A 16,672-nucleotide genomic window follows, 5' to 3' on the forward strand; every position below is an offset into this window, starting at 1 on the left:
AAATTATACAAACAAACCTTCTACAGATAAGTAGCGCTCGCCGGTATCATAGCAGAACGTGAGGATCTTGGCGCCTTTTTCTACTTCGGTTAGTTTCTGGGCCACTGCGGCCAGGGAACCACCAGAAGAGATCCCCAGGAAGATACCTTCTTCTCTGGCGGCTCTTCGGGTATACTCAAAGGCATCTTGCGGGGCTACCTGAATGATGCCATCTAGCAGGGACATATCCATGATCTTGGGAATGAACCCCGCGCCTACGCCTTGGATAGGGTGCGGACCCGGAGCACCACCGCTCAGCACCGGAGAAAGGGTAGGCTCCACGGCAAACACCTTCAGGTTCGGGAATTTCTCTTTAAGTACTTGGGCAACGCCGGTAATGTGCCCACCGGTTCCTACGCCGGTAATCAGGTAATCTATGCCATCCGGAAAATCACGCAGCACTTCCTGGGCCGTGGTCTCCACGTGAATGCGCGTGTTGGCCTCGTTTTCAAACTGCATGGGAATCCAGGCATTCTGGTTTTCGGCAGCCAGCTCATTGGCGCGTTCAATGGCTCCTTTCATGCCTTTTTCACGCGGGGTCAACTCCAACTTGGCTCCATACGCAGCCATTAGCCGCCGCCGCTCAATAGACATAGACTCCGGCATGACCAACGTGAGGGCGTAGCCTTTTACGGCCGCCACCATGGCCAGACCTACGCCCGTGTTGCCCGACGTGGGTTCAATGATATGGCTGTTCTCATTCAGCAGGCCGCGCTTCTCAGCGTCTTCAATCATGGCCAGGGCAATGCGGTCTTTGATGCTTCCGCCGGGATTGGCCCGCTCTAATTTGACCCAAACCTGGGCATCGTTCCCGTATAATCTATTAATGCGTACCACCGGTGTGTTACCAATGGTCTGTAAAATGTTGTCTGCTTTCATAGCGTTACAGTTCTTATATAAAAGAATAAAAGCCTTTGCGGCAAACCATGCTGCCTCTGCAAAGGTAATCTTAATTTAGTAAGCCTATCAAGTTAGTAGACTAAATAGAATAGTCTACAATATCTTCGGGCGCTTCAGACCTGCTCACTTTAATCTGGGCACGGTGGTAAAGCCGGGAGTAAGGAGGTACGCTCTCCGTGAGCCATACGTTACCCCCAATAATGCTGTGCGACCCAATAACCGTGCTGCCTCCCAGAATAGTAGCCCCGGCGTAAATAATCACGTGGTCTTCCAGCGTGGGGTGACGTTTAATATCCGTCATGTATTTGGCCACGCTCAGCGCTCCCAGGGTTACGCCCTGGTAGAGCTTCACATGTTTGCCTATGACGGTGGTCTCCCCAATCACGATTCCGGTACCGTGGTCAATGCAGAACGGGAAGTCAATGCGCGCGCCGGGATGGATGTCGATGCCGGTGCGGTTGTGCGCCGATTCCGTGAGGATGCGGGGCAGCAGCGGAACTCCCGCCTGGTGCAGCACGTGAGCCGTGCGGTACACGGCAATGGCATAGAACCCAGGGTAAGACCGCATCACCTCCTCAATGTGCCGGGCAGCGGGGTCTTCCTGTAAAATAAACTGCGCATCTGCCAACAGCTGTTCATGCAGCGCCGGTAGTTGCCGCATAAATTGCTCCACCGTCTCCGCCGCCGAAAAGGTACTGATGTGCTGCACCCCTTCCAGGAGAGACTCCAGTTCCTGCTCCAGAAAAGAGGCCTCCTGGGCCAACTCCTGCGCCGTCTGGAACGGATGCTCGGCCAAAGGCGGGAAAAGCATCTGCAGCAAGCGGTTCTGGAACTGGCAAAGCAAACTGGTGGGTATCCGGAACTGGTTCTGCTGGTGCAAACCCCAGAGCCGTTGTAAAAAAGATTCTTCCATAAATGTAGCCTACGAAATAATACAGAGGAAGGAAACAGATTCACGCCCTCTTTCTTAGAGACAAAGGTAAAGCACCCTCACGCAGCGTAGTAGTTCTTCTGGTTTCTTACAGTATAGTGCGTTTAGGGGCTCTTTTTCCAAAAACAGCCCCTAAACGCAAGAGAGTTCAAGATCGGCCCAAAGATTCCTGTGTAGATACCGGGAACCGATAGAAAGGGGCTCTTCCCCATTTTACCGTTTTACCCGTAAATAAACGCTTTGGTGTAACTTCACCGCTTATGGCATTTTGGAATAACTTATTTGGTAAGAAGCCGCCCCAGCAGGGGCAGCCGCAGCTTTCTGTACAGCAACGCGTCAGCGCATTGAAACACCTGCCCCCGTTTCTAAAGATGGTATGGCAAACCAATCCGCGCATGGCTTTCCTGAACGTGGTATTGCGCCTTTTCAGGGCGGCGGTACCGGTGGCCGTGCTCTACGTGGGGCAGCTCATCATTGACGAGGTGGTGCGCCTTACCCAAAGCAACGAAAAAGAACTGAATTACCTGTTCACGCTGGTGGCCCTGGAGTTCGGTTTGGCCGTGGTCTCTGATTTCCTGAACCGGGGTATCGCGCTCATAGATGGCCTGTTGGGCGATCTGTTCGCCAACCAGTCCTCCGTCAAACTCATGGAGCACGCCGCCGAATTGGACCTGGACCAGTTTGAAGACTCGACGTTCTATGACAAACTGGAGCGTGCCCGCCGCCAGACCCTGAGCCGCACAGTTCTTATGAGTCAGGTGCTGGGGCAGATGCAGGACATCCTCTCCATGATCTTTCTGGCGGCGGGTTTGGTTTCCTTCTACCCTTGGCTCCTGCTCCTGTTATTGGTGGCGGTGCTGCCCGCGTTTCTGGGCGAGTCTCACTTCAATGAACGCAGCTATTCCCTGGTCCACGGTTGGACTCCCGAACGCCGCGAACTGGATTACCTGCGCCAAACCGGCGCCAGCGATGACACCGCCAAGGAAGTGAAGATCTTTGGGTTATCTGGTTTCCTCATAGACCGCTTCAGAACCTTATCTAACCAGTTTTACCAGGACAACAAGAAACTGGCTACCCGGCGGGCCGGCTGGGGCAGCGTGTTTGCCGCTCTGGGCAGCGCTGGGTACTACGGGGCGTACGTCTACCTCATTTTGCAGACGGTGCAGGGGCAGGTGTCTTTGGGGCAGCTCACCTTTCTCTCTGGTTCCTTCATGCGCCTGCGCGGGCTGCTGGAAGCCGTGCTCAACCGGTTCACCAGCGTGGCCGAAGGGGCGCTCTACCTCCAGGACTTCTTCGATTTCTTTGAGTTACAACCTAATATCCGCCGTCTGGCCTCGGCCCCGCCCTTCCCTAAACCTATCCGTGAGGGCTTTACGTTTGAGAATGTAGGGTTTAAGTACCGCAACGCGGAGAAATGGGCCATCCGGAACCTCAGTTTCACCTTACGGGCCGGGGAGAAATTAGCCTTGGTGGGCGAAAACGGCGCGGGCAAAACGACCATGGTTAAGCTCCTTTCCCGCCTCTATGACCCCACTGAGGGCCGCATCCTCCTGGACGGCATAGACCTGCGTGAATATGACCCCGCAGACCTGCGCCGCGAGATTGGGGTCATATTCCAAGATTTTGTGCGGTTTCAGATGAGCGCGGGCACCAACATTGCCATTGGCCGCATTGAAGAGAAAGAAAACCAACCCCGCATTGAAACCTCGGCGCGGCAAAGCTTGGCAGACACAGTGATTGCCAAACTTCCGCAGGGCTATGAACAGGTCATTGGCCGGCGCTTCAACAGAGGTGTAGACTTATCAGGAGGCGAGTGGCAGAAGATTGCCTTAGGCCGGGCCTACATGCGCGATGCCCAGCTCCTCATCCTGGATGAGCCCACCGCCGCCCTGGACGCCCGCGCCGAGCACGAGGTTTTCCAGCGTTTCTCAGAGCTCACCCAGGGCAAAACCGCCGTGCTCATCTCGCACCGCTTCTCCACCGTTCGCATGGCCGACCGGATTTTGGTCATCGAGAACGGGCAATTTGTAGAGATGGGTTCGCATGAAGAACTAATCGCCAAAGGCGGAAGGTATGCGGAGCTGTTCCGTTTGCAGGCGAAGGGGTATTTGTAATCTGGCTTTAGCTGGGTTATAAATTAGGATAATAAAATATATTACTTTATTTTATCATCATTGTATAACTATTTAACCCCCAATAATCTTATGAAAAAGAATTATGTACTTTTAGCCGTCCTATTGGTAAGCATCACAGCGTTTGTTTGCTCCTCCTTTATCAGTTTTAAAACTGAATCTATGACCAACTCCGGTGTGGTTTACCTTGATGTCCAATATTGGGGCTATATGGGAGGTACTGCATCTATTCAAAATACAGACACAGGACAAACATACCAAATAGTAGCCCCAGACACCCAAGGTTCTGTAGATGTACCCTATGGCAACTACGTGGTTACAAGTTGTTCCAATAACTACTGTGAACGAGGTCTCATTAATGAATCTACTCCTATAGGCACCACCTTCACCCTTGACGGTGACAATCCAAGTTATGGCCTTTACACCCGTTGTTACTAAAGCACTGATCCAACAGAAAAAGCTTTGATAACTTATTCAGCTTTTAGAAGCATATTACTCTAGCCGTTTAGGGCCTGTTTTTGGAAAAACAGGCCCTAAACGTTTATGCCTCGGCCCGCTTGGGGAACCGGCCCAGCAGCACGTACAGGAAGGCCACCAGACACAGCAGCGACGCTCCCCAGAACACGTACGGAATTGAAGAGAAGTCATTGCCGTAGATCCAGCCGGCGGCGAAGGCCCCTATGCCTATCCCCGCCTCCAGTGCGATATAGACGGTGGCCATGGCGCGGCCGCGGCGGTCAGCGTGGCTCAGGTCAATGGCCCAGGCGTAGAGCGTGGGCGAGTTCATGCCCGTCCCGATGCCGTATAGAACCGCCGCCCCCAGAAATAGCGTCTTCGTCTCGGCCAGGCCCAGCAGCAGCATGGAGGCGGCCATGGTAAACGTAGAGAACCGGAGCATGGCTACCCGCCCGTAGCGGTCAGAGGCCCGTCCGGCCAGGAACCGCACCCCAATAGACGCAACGGTGTAAAAGGTAAAGAACAGCCCTTTGTTGGCGATGCCCAGGTGCTGGCTGAAATCTGGCGTAACGGTAAGAACTGCGCCATAACAGAACAGCGTGAGCAGCATCACCAGAAAGGGCGGCATCACCTTGGGTTCAAAGATCTCGTCGCGCCGGATGCGCAGGAGCCCCAGCCGGAACCGCTGCGGTTGCGCCAGAGTTTCCTTCAGGTTCACCAGCACCAAAATGGAAAGCAGGGCCATGCCCGAAGAACAGTAGAAAAGAGCGTTCAGGGAAAAATACCGGCTGAACTCCCCGCCAATGGCCGGACCGGCCGCCAAACCCAGACTTCCGGCCAACCCGAATATCCCGATGGCGGCTCCCCGTTGCTCCAGCGGCACAATATCCGCAATATACGCCGACTCGCCCGTGGGCGTGAACCCTGTGGAGAACCCGTGTACCAGCCGCAGCAGCAGAAACGCGAAGACGGTGGTAATTAAAGGGTACAGCAAACTACAGAGAATACACACCGCCACCCCAAAATACATGACCGGCAGTCGGCCCACGGTATCGGTCAGTTTGCCGCTGAACGGGCGCGAGAGCCCCGCCGTGAGCGTGAACAGGCCAATGATGTAGCCTTTGTAGTCAGCGCCGCCCAGGTGGGTGAGGTAATTGGGAAGCTCTGGGATGATCATGTTAAAGCTGGCCGAAAACAGGAAAGAACTCAGGCACAGCATCCAGAAGCGGAAAGAGTAAACAGGGGCAGCAGACGTCGTCATCACGGGCGCAAAGGTCAGTAAATTTCCCGCAAGGTGGTTGCCGTTTTAGCCCTGTTTTTAGAAAAAGAGCCGCTAAACGGTATTTTCCGTAGGCTTCCTTCCGGCTGGGCTACGCACACTCAACACTCTTTTGTATCTTCCCTGCTCATACCCATTTTATGAAGAACTCCCTCAGAACCGCAGCTTTCCTGTTGCTGCTTGCCACCTCCTGCCAACCCGCTCCCCAACAAAGCCGCCAAGGCCAGGTGAACAAGTTCCAGGATGTCACCCTCCGGAAAATCCATACGCTTCAGGATGAACGCAAAACCCAGGAGCTGCTCCCGTTCCTGCAACGCCCCGAGACCATGTACCGGCAGGAAGCCGCGTTGGCCTTCGGTTCTGTGCAAGACACCCTGGCGCTTCCGCAGTTAACCCCGCTGCTGCAAGACACAGAGGCTTCGGTGAGGAAAGCTACGGCCTATGCGTTGGGCCAAATGGGCAGCGCCGCCGCGGAGCCCGCTTTGATGGAGGCCTTCCAGCGGGAACAAGACCCCGCCACCCGCACCGAGATCCTGGAAGCCTGGGGCAAGTGCGCCACCCAAACCGGACTGGACATGATGTCCAGGTATACCGCACAACCTCCGCTTGAGGCCGCGCAGGCCTGGGCGCTGTACCGGGCGGGGCAACGAAAGTTAGAGTACAGTTTGGCAATAAAGAAAGCGACCGCGCTCTTGCAGGCCAGCCCAGAAGAAGCCCGCGCCGGGGCCGCCCAGTTTCTGGCCCGAACACCCAAAATAGACCCTAGCCCAGCTAAAGCGCAGCTATTTCAGGTACTGGCCCAAGATCCCAGCGCCCATGTGCGCATGGCCGCCGCTTTGGCGGTAAGCAAGATGAAAGACACTACCGGAGTAGCCCAGGCCATTACCAAAGCTCTGCTCCAGGATGCTGATTACCGGGTGCGGCTCTCGGCCGTAAGACCCTTGTACCAACTGCCTTACTCCGCGGTGCAAGCCGCCGCCTGGCAAGCGCTCCAGGACAAGCACCCGCACGTGGCCCTCAGCGCCGCGGAGTACTTATCGGCGAAAGCTCCTGCCACTGAAGCCAGACGCTTAGCGGAGGCTGCCGCCCAACAGCCGGACTGGCGGGTACGGGCCACCCTTTATGGGGCGGCGCTGGCATCTGCTCCGGTCAATCAGAAACGGGAAGTGGGACAGCAGATACAGCAACGGTTTACCGCCGCCAAAAGCCCCTATGAAAAAGCTGCGCTGCTTACGGCCCTCAGCAAAGACCAGACGCAGTACCCGTTTATTGAACAGCAAACGTTTGGAGCCAAGCACCCCGCCATCAGTACTACGGGGCTGGAGGCCTTGGTAGCCATTAGAGGGCAGAAAGACTTTGCGGCAGCCAGCGCCCCTGCGTTTGAGCAACTGTTCCAGCGGGCCATTGCCTCCGGCGATGTGGCCATGGTAGGCATTGCCGCCGGTGCCCTCCGCAACCCCGACCTGAACCTGAAAAGCACCTATCTAGACCGCACCTTTCTCACCCAGGCCCGCGACAAACTCACCCTGCCGCGCGACATGGAGACCTATCTGGAATTGCAGAAAACCCTGGATTATCTGGAAGGGAAAACCGCCGCACCCACTCCGCCCACGCCCTACAGCCACCCCATTGACTGGACGCTGGTGAACAAGCTGAAGAAGGGCCAACAGGCAAAGCTGAAAACCTCCAAAGGCGATATAATTTTTGAATTGCTGGTGGAAGACGCGCCGGGTTCGGTGGCCAATTTTGTGGAGCTGCTGGAGAAAGGCTTTTACAACGGCAAGACCTTCCATAGGGTAGTGCCCAATTTTGTGGCCCAGGGCGGCTGCCCCCGCGGCGACGGCTGGGGCTCTACTGACTACGCCATCCGCTCAGAGTTCGCTGACCTGAACTACCAGGAAGGCTACGTAGGCTTGGCCAGCGCCGGCAAAGACACCGAAAGTTGCCAATGGTTCATCACCCACTCCCCCACCCCGCACCTGGACGGCCGCTACACCATCTTCGCCCGCGTGGTGAAAGGCATGGACGTGGCGCATCAGTTGAATATTGGGGATAGGATTGAGAAGGTGGAGTTGGTGAAGTAGTATAAAGACACACATATCAAGTAGCAAGACTTTCTCTCTTCTTTGTCATTCTGAAAGAATCTTGTGGGCGAGCCAGTAAAGTAGTTTCAATAACTGCTACTTGTCAATCTTCAAATTAATGTAACTTTTGATTTAAAATATTATTAAGATGCCCCATCTGATAGATGCATTTGATGATTATAATGACTTCAGCCGAACCCGATATTACATCATCTGTTTTAATAGGCTACCTTCCAGTATCAGTTTTGAGACAGCCTTTAAAGAGAACAAAGAATCCATGGGATTGGTAATAGCTTCTCTTGATTTTGAAATACATAAGCTTACAGAAGTATTCAAACATTGGAACACAGAGGATGACAAAGACTCAGATTCTTCTAAAGACTTTCCTTACCAGTATCTGTTGAAAAGCACGGAGAAGGATCTGCTTATTTGGCTTTCCTTGTCAAATAATGAACTGCATGTTGAGTTTTTGTATGATGCAACTGATTTGAATCTAGAGCGCGAAGTAATCTCCTTGAATAAAACTTTACGTGATGAATTTGGCACCATCAAGGCTCCCACCTTTAAAGTATTGACATACAACTCTAAATATTTTGACACAGAAGACGTCAAAAGTGAGTTTCTTCAGGTCAACATAAATGATAATTACAATGATGACTTTCATGAGATCAACACCATCATAGAAAATGCTCTGGGGCAGGAAAAGTCAGGGCTGATCTTACTGCACGGGGCGCCTGGCACTGGAAAAACCTCTTATATAAAACACCTTCTCTCCAAGTTCCACGAGAACAGCTTCATCTTTGTGCAGAATGAATTTGTCAAGGATTTACTGAACCCAGATTTCATCTCTTTCCTATTGAAGAACCGAAATGCTATTCTGGTGATAGAAGATGCCGAAAAAGTAATCACCACAAGAGAAAGCATCAGTGAAAACTCAGTGGCATCTACTATTCTGCAACTCACGGACGGGCTTTTCAGCGACTATCTGAACATCAAGATTATCTGCACCTTCAACACAAACATAGAACGAGTAGACAAAGCCTTGCTCCGTAAAGGCCGCTTAATTGCCAACTATGAGTTTAAGCCCCTTACAGCAGAGAAATCAAATAAACTGCTGCAGGCACTAGGATTTAGCTCTAAAGAAGCAGAGATGTCGCTCGCTGACATATTTAATTTTGAAGAGAAATCGTTTGATACAGCAAGTCCCAAGAAGAAGATTGGTTTTTAATCGTTCTCCTAATACATAAAAGCCGAAGCCGCTCCAAATGAAGCGGCTTCGGCTTTTATTATATTCTGTTTAGCGGCTCTTTTTCTAAAAACGGCCGCTAAACACTTTATGCCGTAGGATGCTGCGGCACGAATACCACTTTCTTCGTCTCGAAGAATTCTTCCTGAAAATAGGCATTCAAATCAAACACTTCGTGGACTAAACCAGATTCGGCTAATTCTTCGGATAAGTCGCCGCCTTTAAGGTAGTACAGTCCCTGACCGGGCACCGATTCTTTTTTGAAGCTGAACTGAATCCACTGGTAGAAAGTAGCCAAGCGCGCCACGGCCCGGCTCACAATGAAATCATATTTCTCAGGCACCTGCTCGGCGCGGGTGTGGGAGGCTTTCACGTTGTGCAACCGCAGCTCCTGCGCAATTTCCTGCACCACATGTATCTTCTTGCCAATAGAATCTACCAGGTGGAACTTCACCTCGGGGAACAGGATGGCCAGGGGCAAACCCGGCAAACCGCCGCCCGTGCCCACATCCATGACGCTGGTGCCCGCCGGGAACTGCACCACTTTGGCAATGCCTAATGAATGCAAAAGATGGTTCACCACCAAGTTGTCCATGTCTTTGCGGGAGATAACGTTGATCTTGGTGTTCCACGCAACATACAGTTCGGCCAGACGCTCAAACTGCCGCTGCTGCTCTGCGGTGAGTTCTGGAAAATAGTGGGTCAGGATATGGGCAGAAGTTGAATTCATAGGCTCAAATATACGACTGAAAGAGTTCTGAGTGGTGGGTTCTGCCTCCTGAGTTGCAAACCAATGGCCCCCAACTTTACGTTTAGGGGATCTTTTTGGAAAAAGAGCCCCTAAACGTAACAGCGTCGCTGCACCCACGTCTCTGGCAAACGTCGTTTCGCTGCGCGGCAGCGAGGGTAGCCTGGAGACTCCCCCCTCATCCAAAGGCACGAGTCTGGAGACTCGCACCAGCAGCCTTATTTGAGCGGTTTACAACTATGGAATGTCAGCTATATTAAATTTCAAACTAGAAAAGCCCTTACTAAACGCACCTATTCCAGTCTTTCCCTAGAGCGCCTCGCTTGTGGCCAAGTAAGAAAGAAACTAAACGCCAACTGCACTAGCCTGGCCGCAAGGGCAGTGCGAGAGGGGAAGACGGGGCCCCGCAGCCGTGAGCGCTTACCAGAAAAGATGAAACAACACAGCCCATAAAGCCACAGACAAGCCGCAAACCCAAGGCATCAGCCAGATACAATCCTGTTTAGGGGCTCTTTTTCCCAAAACGCCCCCTAAACGCAAAAGCAGCAAAAAACAGAAAGCAGCCCCTAAAGGCTGCTTCCCATCAACGCTAAAATACTATCTTAAAAAACCCCTTAGATGAGGTGCTTCTTGTTCTTCACCATGTCATACAGCAACTCGCGGGCGCGGTGCAGCTGGGCTTTCACGGTACCCAGGGGAGCGCTCAGCTCAGTGGCAATCTCCTCGTAAGAAAGCTCGTCAAAGTAACGCAGCGTTACCAGGCGCTGGTACTTGTCTGGCAGCTTGCTCACAATGTACTGCATGATCTCAATCTTCTGGTTCTTGATGGCAGACTCCTGCGGGTTCAGGTTGTTGTCTTTGAAATCAATGGTGATCTCATCGCCGTTGTCGATCTTGATGGCAGAGTCAATGCTCATGGTCTTGATCTTGTTCTTCCGGATGAAGTCAATGCAGTTGTTGGTGGCAATTCTAAAGAGCCAGGTACTGAACGCATACTCCGGGTTGAACTTGTGCAGGTTCCGGAACGCTTTGGCGAAGGCTTCAATGGTGAGGTCCTCGGCATCGTCGGCGTTGCGCACCATCTTGAGGACCACGTGGTAAACCGGCTTTTTGTAGATCTGCATCAATTCGGCGTAGGCTTTCTCATCGCCATCTTCCACCGCAGACTGGATCAGTTTAAAATCGTGTTTCGCTTTCGCGGAGAATTGCTTGTTTACTTCCATCTTACCTTTTTAGTCGTTAAAACAGAGATCCCGATCCCTATGTAATTGAGGTAATACCCCAGTTCCAGCAGCGGCAAAAGCCACCAGGGGAGCGGTATCTGCAGGCGGCGCGCCACCGGCAGATAGGTGCCGTACAGGGCCGCGTACCTTCCCCCAATAATGAGGCCAACCCATAAGAGTTGGTACTGCATACTCAAAAGAACCGGTGATATTACGTAAAATAACACGTTTGACAGGACAAAAAGTCCGAGTCTGAACTTGTTCTTCTGCTGGTACTGCCGCCCTGCCGCCAAATGCCTCCGCTTCTGGCGCCACCAGTCGCGCCATCGGTTTTCCGGGGTGCTGTTTGTCTGGGCGCCTTGGTCTATGACAATCTGGACGGCAGAGTGTTGGGCAGCTTCCTGCACAAATAAATCATCGTCGCCTCCTAAAGACCGGATATGCGAGGCGAAGCCCTTGTTCCGGAAAAACGTTGCTTTCGTGTATCCCAGGTTTCGGCCCACCCCCATGTACGCTTGCCCTCTCTTGGCAAACGACAGATACTGCATTGCGGTCAAGAAGGTTTCATAAGAAATCAAACGATTTAAGAATCCATATATCTGTATATACGGTGAAACGCCCAAAACGATGTCGTTGTTGCCCAGAAAGCCGCCGGCCATGCCCTGCGCCCAGGCGGTAGAAGCGGGCCTGCAGTCTGCGTCTGTGAACAGTAAATGTTCATTCTCAGCGGCTTTGATCCCCAGAAAGAGCGCGTATTTCTTGGGGCTCATGTACTCCGGAGTTTTTTTCACCTGCACCAATTTGAGGTTGGGGTACTCCATCTGGTATTCTTTCACCAGCACCGAGGTACCGTCCCAGGAGCGGTCATCTATGAGGATGATCTCAAAAGGCTGCGGATACTCCTGCTGCAACAGCAAGGGCAGAAGCTCCTGCAAGTTCTCCACCTCATTGTGTGCACAGACCAGAATAGACAGCGGCGGCAGCCCAGCGGGGTTTTCTACCACAGGGTCTTTGTGGAACGCCAGCGGCAGAAAATAATAAAACATATACCACAGCTGCACCAGAACACTGGCACCCAGCAGGCAGAGAAGGAGCGTGTGTAGAAGAAATACGTAGTCCAAAGCAAAAGAAACTGAGTACAAAAATAGCACAAATATTCTTGCGCTTCCTACGCACGGGGCGGTGGAACAAAAGGTTGTTCGTATCTTTGCCAATTGGAGAATCAGGGGGTGGAACAATAGCTGCTCCGTGCCCTGAACCAACGCTTCTCCAGCACTTTACCAGTTGTCCATGACGTTTGACTTAGTAGCGCAAGATCCCGCTTCCAAAGCCCGGGCAGGGGTACTCACCACGGCCCACGGCACCATACAAACCCCTATTTTCATGCCGGTGGGCACCGCCGGCACCGTGAAGGCCGTGCACCAGCGCGAGCTTAAAGAAGACATCAAAGCCCAGATTATCCTGGGCAACACCTACCACCTGTACCTGAGGCCCGGCCTGGACGTGCTGGAGAAAGCAGGCGGATTACACAAATTCAACGGCTGGGACCGCCCCATCCTCACCGACAGCGGCGGATATCAGGTGTTCTCCCTATCGGGCACGCGCAAGATTGTGGAGGAAGGCGTGAAGTTCCGGTCGCACATTGATGGGTCCAGGCACCTGTTCACCCCGGAGAACGTGATGGACACCCAACGCGTCATTGGCGCCGACATCATCATGGCTTTTGATGAGTGCACCCCTTACCCCTGTGATTACCACTACGCTAAAAACTCTATGGAGCGCACCCACCGCTGGCTCCAGCGCTGCATAGACCGTTTTGACAGCACAGAGGGCAAGTACGGCTATGAGCAGACGCTTTTCCCTATTGTGCAGGGCAGCACCTATAAAGACCTCCGCACCCAGAGCGCCGAAACCATCGCCTCCAAAAACCGGCCGGGTAATGCCATTGGCGGCTTGTCTGTGGGCGAGCCCGCCGAGATGATGTACGAGATGACAGAACTGGTCTGCGACATACTGCCCAGTGATAAACCGCGTTACCTCATGGGCGTGGGCACGCCGGCCAACATTCTGGAGAACATCGCCTTGGGCGTAGACATGTTTGACTGCGTATTGCCTACCCGCAATGCCAGAAACGGCATGCTGTTCACCACGCAGGGCATTATTAACATCAGGAACGAACGCTGGAAAGAGGACTACTCTCCTATTGACGCGGAACTGGGAGGCTACGTGAGCACGTTTTACTCCAAGGCGTATCTGCGCCACCTCATGCACGCCACTGAGATGCTGGGCGCCCAGATTGCCAGCGTGCACAACCTTACCTTTTACCTATGGCTGGTGGGACAAGCCCGGGAGCAGATTCTGGCCGGCACTTTCCGCCCCTGGAAAGACCAGATGGTGAAGAAACTGATGACACGTTTATAATTGAGAATTCAGAATTAAGAGTTGAGAATTGGGGGAACTTGCCGCCTGGTTGTCTATCTACCAGAAGACAATCCCTAATTCTCAACTCTTAATTCCTAATTAAACTACGGGTGAAACTGAAGCTTTTAGACAATTACATCCTTAAGAAGTTCCTGACCACGTTTGTGTTCGTGGTCTTGATCCTGATTGCGGTTATTTGCGTGATTGATTTTGTGGAGAAGAATGATGACTTCATCCAGCATAATCTCCCGGCAAAAGTGATCTTGCTGGATTATTACGTGAACATGATCCCGCACTACATCAACATGCTCAGCCCCATCACGGTATTCATTGCCACGGTGTTTGTGACGGCCAAGCTGGCTTCGCACACAGAGATTGTGGCCATTCTGAGCAGCGGGGTTTCGTTTAAGCGCATGCTGGTGCCGTACATCATCGGGTCTGTCATCATCGGGATTTTCATCTTCTTCTTCGCTTCCTACGTCATTCCTACCGCCAATAAAACGCGCGTGGCCTTTGAGATCAAGTACGTGAAGAACCCCTACACCTATGAAGGCCGCAACGTGCACTTCCGGATAGGCCCGGAAACGTACGCGTACCTGGAAAGCTATAACAACCACGCCAACGTAGGGTACAAGTTCACGCTGGAAACCATCCGGAAGCAGGAACTGATCAGAAAACTTTCCTCAGAGAGCATCCGGTGGGACAGCACCAAGCAGAAATGGCACATGGACGCCTACACCATCCGGACCTTCAACGGCGACAAGGAAACCGTTACCCAACACAGCGCCGTAGACACCACGCTCAACCTGCTGCCTAAGGACTTTGCCAGCACTTACCGCCTCAAAGAAACCTTGACCAACGCCGAGCTGAACAAGCTCATTGACGAGAAAATCCTGCGCGGGGCCACCGATGTGGAGATGTACATGACCGAGAAGTACGAGCGCATGAGCTACCCCTTCGCCATTACGGTACTCACCATCATTGGCGTGATCCTGAGCTCCCGGAAAGTGCGCGGTGGCGTGGGGCTTCAGATTGCCTTGGGCTTTATTCTCGCGTTTATCTTCATCATCTTCGTGATGATGAGCCGAAGCCTGGCCTCGGTGGGTGGTATTCCGCCGCAGCTGGCCGCCTTTGTGCCGCTGGCCGTATTCACCGTCATTGGCATTGTGCTCTACCGAACAGTGCCCAGATAAGGGTTGATTGTTGGTTGCTGCTTGTCTTTATCGTGCTTTCACCAGCGCAATTCTCCAGGCTTAAGCATTAGTTGCGTTTAGGGGCTCTTTTTGCCAAAACGGCTCCAAAACAGAAAGATGCAGATCCTTGATTCCGCTGGCGCCGAAGGGAAAGCCACGAGAGTAGCTTCCGCTCCGCAAGAGACTGCCACACACAAATTTAAATGTGCGTTTAGGGGCTGTTTTCAGAAAAACGGCCTCTAAACAGAAACCAAACGTCGGCCCCGCCGAGATTCTCAATTCTTAATTCCAAATTCTCAATTCATTGGAAACTCCCCGCCTCAAAGACTACCTTGAACTCCATTTCATCATTCTGCTGTGGGGCTTCACGGCCATTCTGGGAAAATTCATCTCCATCCCGGCGGTGGAACTGGTGCTCTACCGCACCATTCTGGCGGCGGTGGCGCTGGCGGTGGTCATCAAGTTTAAGAAGCAGTCTTTCCGGATTGGCCGGCGCAACATTGTGAAGATCCTGGGGGTAGGGTTTCTGATTGCGGCGCACTGGATTCTGTTCTTCGCCTCGGCGCGGGTTTCCTCGGTGTCTATCTGTTTGGCGGGCATGGCCACGGCCAGCCTTTGGACCTCTATTCTGGAGCCTATCTTCACCCAAAAGAAAATAAAGCCGCACGAGGTGGCGCTGGCGCTCCTCATCATGGTGGGGCTATACATCATCTTCCGGTTTGAGTTTGACCACGCGGTGGGTATTTCCATGGCCGTGGGCTCAGCGTTTCTGGCGTCCTGCTTCACCATCATCAACAGCAAACTGACCAAACAGCACGCCGCCACCACCATTACCTGCTATGAGATGGCCGGGGCTTGGGTGGCTACGCTCCTGTTCCTGCCGTTTTACCGCCAATGGATGACCGATACCGGCGAGCTGCAACTGGCCCTTACCGGGGTAGATATGTTCTGCATTGGCATGCTGGCTTTGGTCTGCACCGTGTACGCCTACACAGCCGCGGTGCGGCTCATGCAGAAGTTCAGCGCCTACACCATGAACCTGACCGTGAACCTGGAGCCGGTGTATGGTATTCTGCTAGCCTGGTTTATCTTCAAAGAAGGCGAGCAGATGTCGGCGGGGTTCTATTATGGGGCGGCCATTATCCTGTTCAGCGTGTTCCTGCACCCTATTTTGGAATCTGTGCTGGCCCGCCGCCAGCGGAAGCTAAAGGACGCCCTGCCAAACTGAGTAGTCGGCCGGGAAAGGCAAGGGACTGGCCGGGGCGGTTCTGAACAACCCGTACATGGTAGACCCAGACCCTGACATGGACGCGTACTGGGCGCCCAACTCATACAGCTGTTGCTTTATCTCCGCCAGCACCGGGTACTTAGGGAACAGGCTTTTCTCAAAATCATTCACCACTTCCCCTTTCCAGGTGGAAACCTCCTGGCTCAGGAGCGTTTCGAGGCTCTTTTTCGGGAATTGGGGCGAAACTGCGGCGTAGGCCTCGGCGGTGCTGATAGCCAAATTAGGGTACACCAACAGCACATGCCAGCCCTGTAGGTTCAGATCCACCGCCTGAAACACATCTCCTTTCTCCACGGCCAGCACCGGACGGTTCCGGATGAAAAAGGCGCAGTCGCTGCCCAGTTGCCGGGCGTAGTTTTCCAGAGCGTCCTCAGAAAGCCCTAGCTGGAACTGTTGGTTCAGGATTTTCAGGGTGAAAGCGGCATCGGCGGAGCCGCCTCCCAAGCCCGCGCCCATGGGAATGACCTTGTGCAGGTGCATCTGGATAGAGGGCAATTCAAAGTCCCGGCGCAGCAGCTGGTAGGCTTTCCAGCAGAGGTTGACTGTGGGCTCCCCGGGTACGGGCAACCCTGACAGCGTGAACGTTGCCTCCCCTTTGGTGGGCAGAATCTCCAGTGCGTCTGTCCAGTGAACGGGGTAAAAGCAGGAAACCAGGTTATGGAACCCATCGGGGCGCTTCTCCACCAGCTGCAACCCAAGGTTGATCTTCGCGTTCGGGAATTGAATCATGCG

The 16,672-nt window shown here is 53.3% G+C and carries 14 protein-coding genes; 7 read left to right on the forward strand and 7 right to left on the reverse strand.

Annotation, left to right across the window (positions count from 1 at the left end):
* Positions 1 to 3: 3 nt before the first annotated feature.
* Complete coding sequence (gene cysK, locus EFA69_RS09595) at positions 4 to 918, reverse strand: cysteine synthase A (protein WP_123132866.1); 915 nt, start codon at positions 916 to 918, stop codon at positions 4 to 6.
* Between the two features lie 100 nt (positions 919 to 1,018).
* On the reverse strand, positions 1,019 to 1,852 hold the full coding sequence (locus EFA69_RS09600; RefSeq protein ID WP_123132867.1) for a serine O-acetyltransferase: 834 nt from the start codon (positions 1,850 to 1,852) through the stop codon (positions 1,019 to 1,021).
* Between the two features lie 278 nt (positions 1,853 to 2,130).
* Here EFA69_RS09600 and EFA69_RS09605 point away from each other — a divergent pair, with 278 nt between their 5' ends.
* Together EFA69_RS09605 and EFA69_RS20125 are read left to right on the forward strand one after the other, a co-directional pair.
* The gene (locus EFA69_RS09605; RefSeq protein WP_123132868.1) at positions 2,131 to 3,984 is read left to right on the forward strand and encodes an ABC transporter ATP-binding protein; all 1,854 of its coding nucleotides are present in this window, start codon (positions 2,131 to 2,133) and stop codon (positions 3,982 to 3,984) included.
* A gap of 90 nt (positions 3,985 to 4,074) precedes the next feature.
* A complete protein-coding gene (locus tag EFA69_RS20125; protein WP_148041320.1) occupies positions 4,075 to 4,440 on the forward strand; it encodes a hypothetical protein in 366 nt (121 codons plus the stop codon).
* Positions 4,441 to 4,543: 103 nt separating this feature from the next.
* Here EFA69_RS20125 and EFA69_RS09610 read toward each other — a convergent pair whose 3' ends face one another.
* A complete protein-coding gene (locus EFA69_RS09610; protein WP_123132869.1) occupies positions 4,544 to 5,719 on the reverse strand; it encodes an MFS transporter in 1,176 nt (391 codons plus the stop codon).
* Positions 5,720 to 5,877: 158 nt separating this feature from the next.
* Between EFA69_RS09610 and EFA69_RS09615 the strand changes: the two genes are divergently transcribed.
* Positions 5,878 to 7,821: a peptidylprolyl isomerase gene (locus tag EFA69_RS09615; RefSeq protein WP_123132870.1), complete on the forward strand. Its 1,944-nt coding sequence runs from the start codon at positions 5,878 to 5,880 to the stop codon at positions 7,819 to 7,821.
* 148 nt (positions 7,822 to 7,969) lie between these two features.
* Positions 7,970 to 9,049: an AAA family ATPase gene (locus EFA69_RS09620; protein ID WP_123132871.1), complete on the forward strand. Its 1,080-nt coding sequence runs from the start codon at positions 7,970 to 7,972 to the stop codon at positions 9,047 to 9,049.
* A gap of 106 nt (positions 9,050 to 9,155) precedes the next feature.
* On the opposite strand, the gene rsmG is transcribed toward EFA69_RS09620, so the two are convergent.
* The 3 genes from rsmG to EFA69_RS09635 form a co-directional block, all read right to left on the reverse strand.
* Positions 9,156 to 9,797 carry a 16S rRNA (guanine(527)-N(7))-methyltransferase RsmG gene (gene rsmG / locus EFA69_RS09625; RefSeq protein WP_123132872.1) on the reverse strand — a complete coding sequence of 214 codons (642 nt, stop codon included), beginning with the start codon at positions 9,795 to 9,797 and terminating at the stop codon, positions 9,156 to 9,158.
* Positions 9,798 to 10,429: 632 nt separating this feature from the next.
* Entirely contained in the window at positions 10,430 to 11,038 is a 609-nt protein-coding gene (locus tag EFA69_RS09630) for an RNA polymerase sigma factor (RefSeq protein ID WP_062542709.1), read from the reverse strand.
* Complete coding sequence (locus EFA69_RS09635) at positions 11,029 to 12,159, reverse strand: glycosyltransferase (protein WP_148041321.1); 1,131 nt, start codon at positions 12,157 to 12,159, stop codon at positions 11,029 to 11,031. Before EFA69_RS09635 ends, EFA69_RS09630 begins: the two co-directional genes overlap by 10 nt.
* A 169-nt stretch (positions 12,160 to 12,328) precedes the next feature.
* Between EFA69_RS09635 and tgt the strand changes: the two genes are divergently transcribed.
* The 3 genes from tgt (at position 12,329) to EFA69_RS09650 (ending at position 15,880) form a co-directional block, all read left to right on the forward strand.
* Positions 12,329 to 13,459 (forward strand): tRNA guanosine(34) transglycosylase Tgt, encoded by a 1,131-nt coding sequence (gene tgt / locus EFA69_RS09640; RefSeq protein WP_123132874.1) that lies wholly within the window; start codon positions 12,329 to 12,331, stop codon positions 13,457 to 13,459.
* A gap of 116 nt (positions 13,460 to 13,575) precedes the next feature.
* Entirely contained in the window at positions 13,576 to 14,652 is a 1,077-nt protein-coding gene (locus EFA69_RS09645; RefSeq protein ID WP_123133444.1) for an LptF/LptG family permease, read from the forward strand.
* Positions 14,653 to 14,956: 304 nt separating this feature from the next.
* Complete coding sequence (locus tag EFA69_RS09650; protein WP_123132875.1) at positions 14,957 to 15,880, forward strand: DMT family transporter; 924 nt, start codon at positions 14,957 to 14,959, stop codon at positions 15,878 to 15,880.
* Here the strand turns inward: EFA69_RS09650 and ispE are convergent.
* On the reverse strand, positions 15,857 to 16,669 hold the full coding sequence (gene ispE, locus EFA69_RS09655; RefSeq protein ID WP_123132876.1) for a 4-(cytidine 5'-diphospho)-2-C-methyl-D-erythritol kinase: 813 nt from the start codon (positions 16,667 to 16,669) through the stop codon (positions 15,857 to 15,859). The genes EFA69_RS09650 and ispE overlap by 24 nt on opposite strands.
* Positions 16,670 to 16,672: the final 3 nt, after the last annotated feature.

The organism is Rufibacter immobilis (assembly GCF_003721565.1).
Taxonomy (GTDB): Bacteria; Bacteroidota; Bacteroidia; order Cytophagales; family Hymenobacteraceae; genus Nibribacter; species Nibribacter immobilis.

Excerpts from the sequence above, each read along its gene's own strand:
- EFA69_RS09610 (WP_123132869.1), bottom strand. The coding sequence starts at position 5,719 with ATGACGACGTCTGCTGCCCCTGTTTACTCTTTCCGCTTCTGGATGCTG.
- EFA69_RS09605 (WP_123132868.1), top strand. The coding sequence starts at position 2,131 with ATGGCATTTTGGAATAACTTATTTGGTAAGAAGCCGCCCCAGCAGGGG.
- EFA69_RS20125 (WP_148041320.1), top strand. The coding sequence starts at position 4,075 with ATGAAAAAGAATTATGTACTTTTAGCCGTCCTATTGGTAAGCATCACA.
- EFA69_RS09630 (WP_062542709.1), bottom strand. The coding sequence starts at position 11,038 with ATGGAAGTAAACAAGCAATTCTCCGCGAAAGCGAAACACGATTTTAAA.
- EFA69_RS09615 (WP_123132870.1), top strand. The coding sequence starts at position 5,878 with ATGAAGAACTCCCTCAGAACCGCAGCTTTCCTGTTGCTGCTTGCCACC.
- EFA69_RS09620 (WP_123132871.1), top strand. The coding sequence starts at position 7,970 with ATGCCCCATCTGATAGATGCATTTGATGATTATAATGACTTCAGCCGA.
- tgt (WP_123132874.1), top strand. The coding sequence starts at position 12,329 with ATGACGTTTGACTTAGTAGCGCAAGATCCCGCTTCCAAAGCCCGGGCA.
- ispE (WP_123132876.1), bottom strand. The coding sequence starts at position 16,669 with ATGATTCAATTCCCGAACGCGAAGATCAACCTTGGGTTGCAGCTGGTG.
- cysK (WP_123132866.1), bottom strand. The coding sequence starts at position 918 with ATGAAAGCAGACAACATTTTACAGACCATTGGTAACACACCGGTGGTA.
- rsmG (WP_123132872.1), bottom strand. The coding sequence starts at position 9,797 with ATGAATTCAACTTCTGCCCATATCCTGACCCACTATTTTCCAGAACTC.
- EFA69_RS09600 (WP_123132867.1), bottom strand. The coding sequence starts at position 1,852 with ATGGAAGAATCTTTTTTACAACGGCTCTGGGGTTTGCACCAGCAGAAC.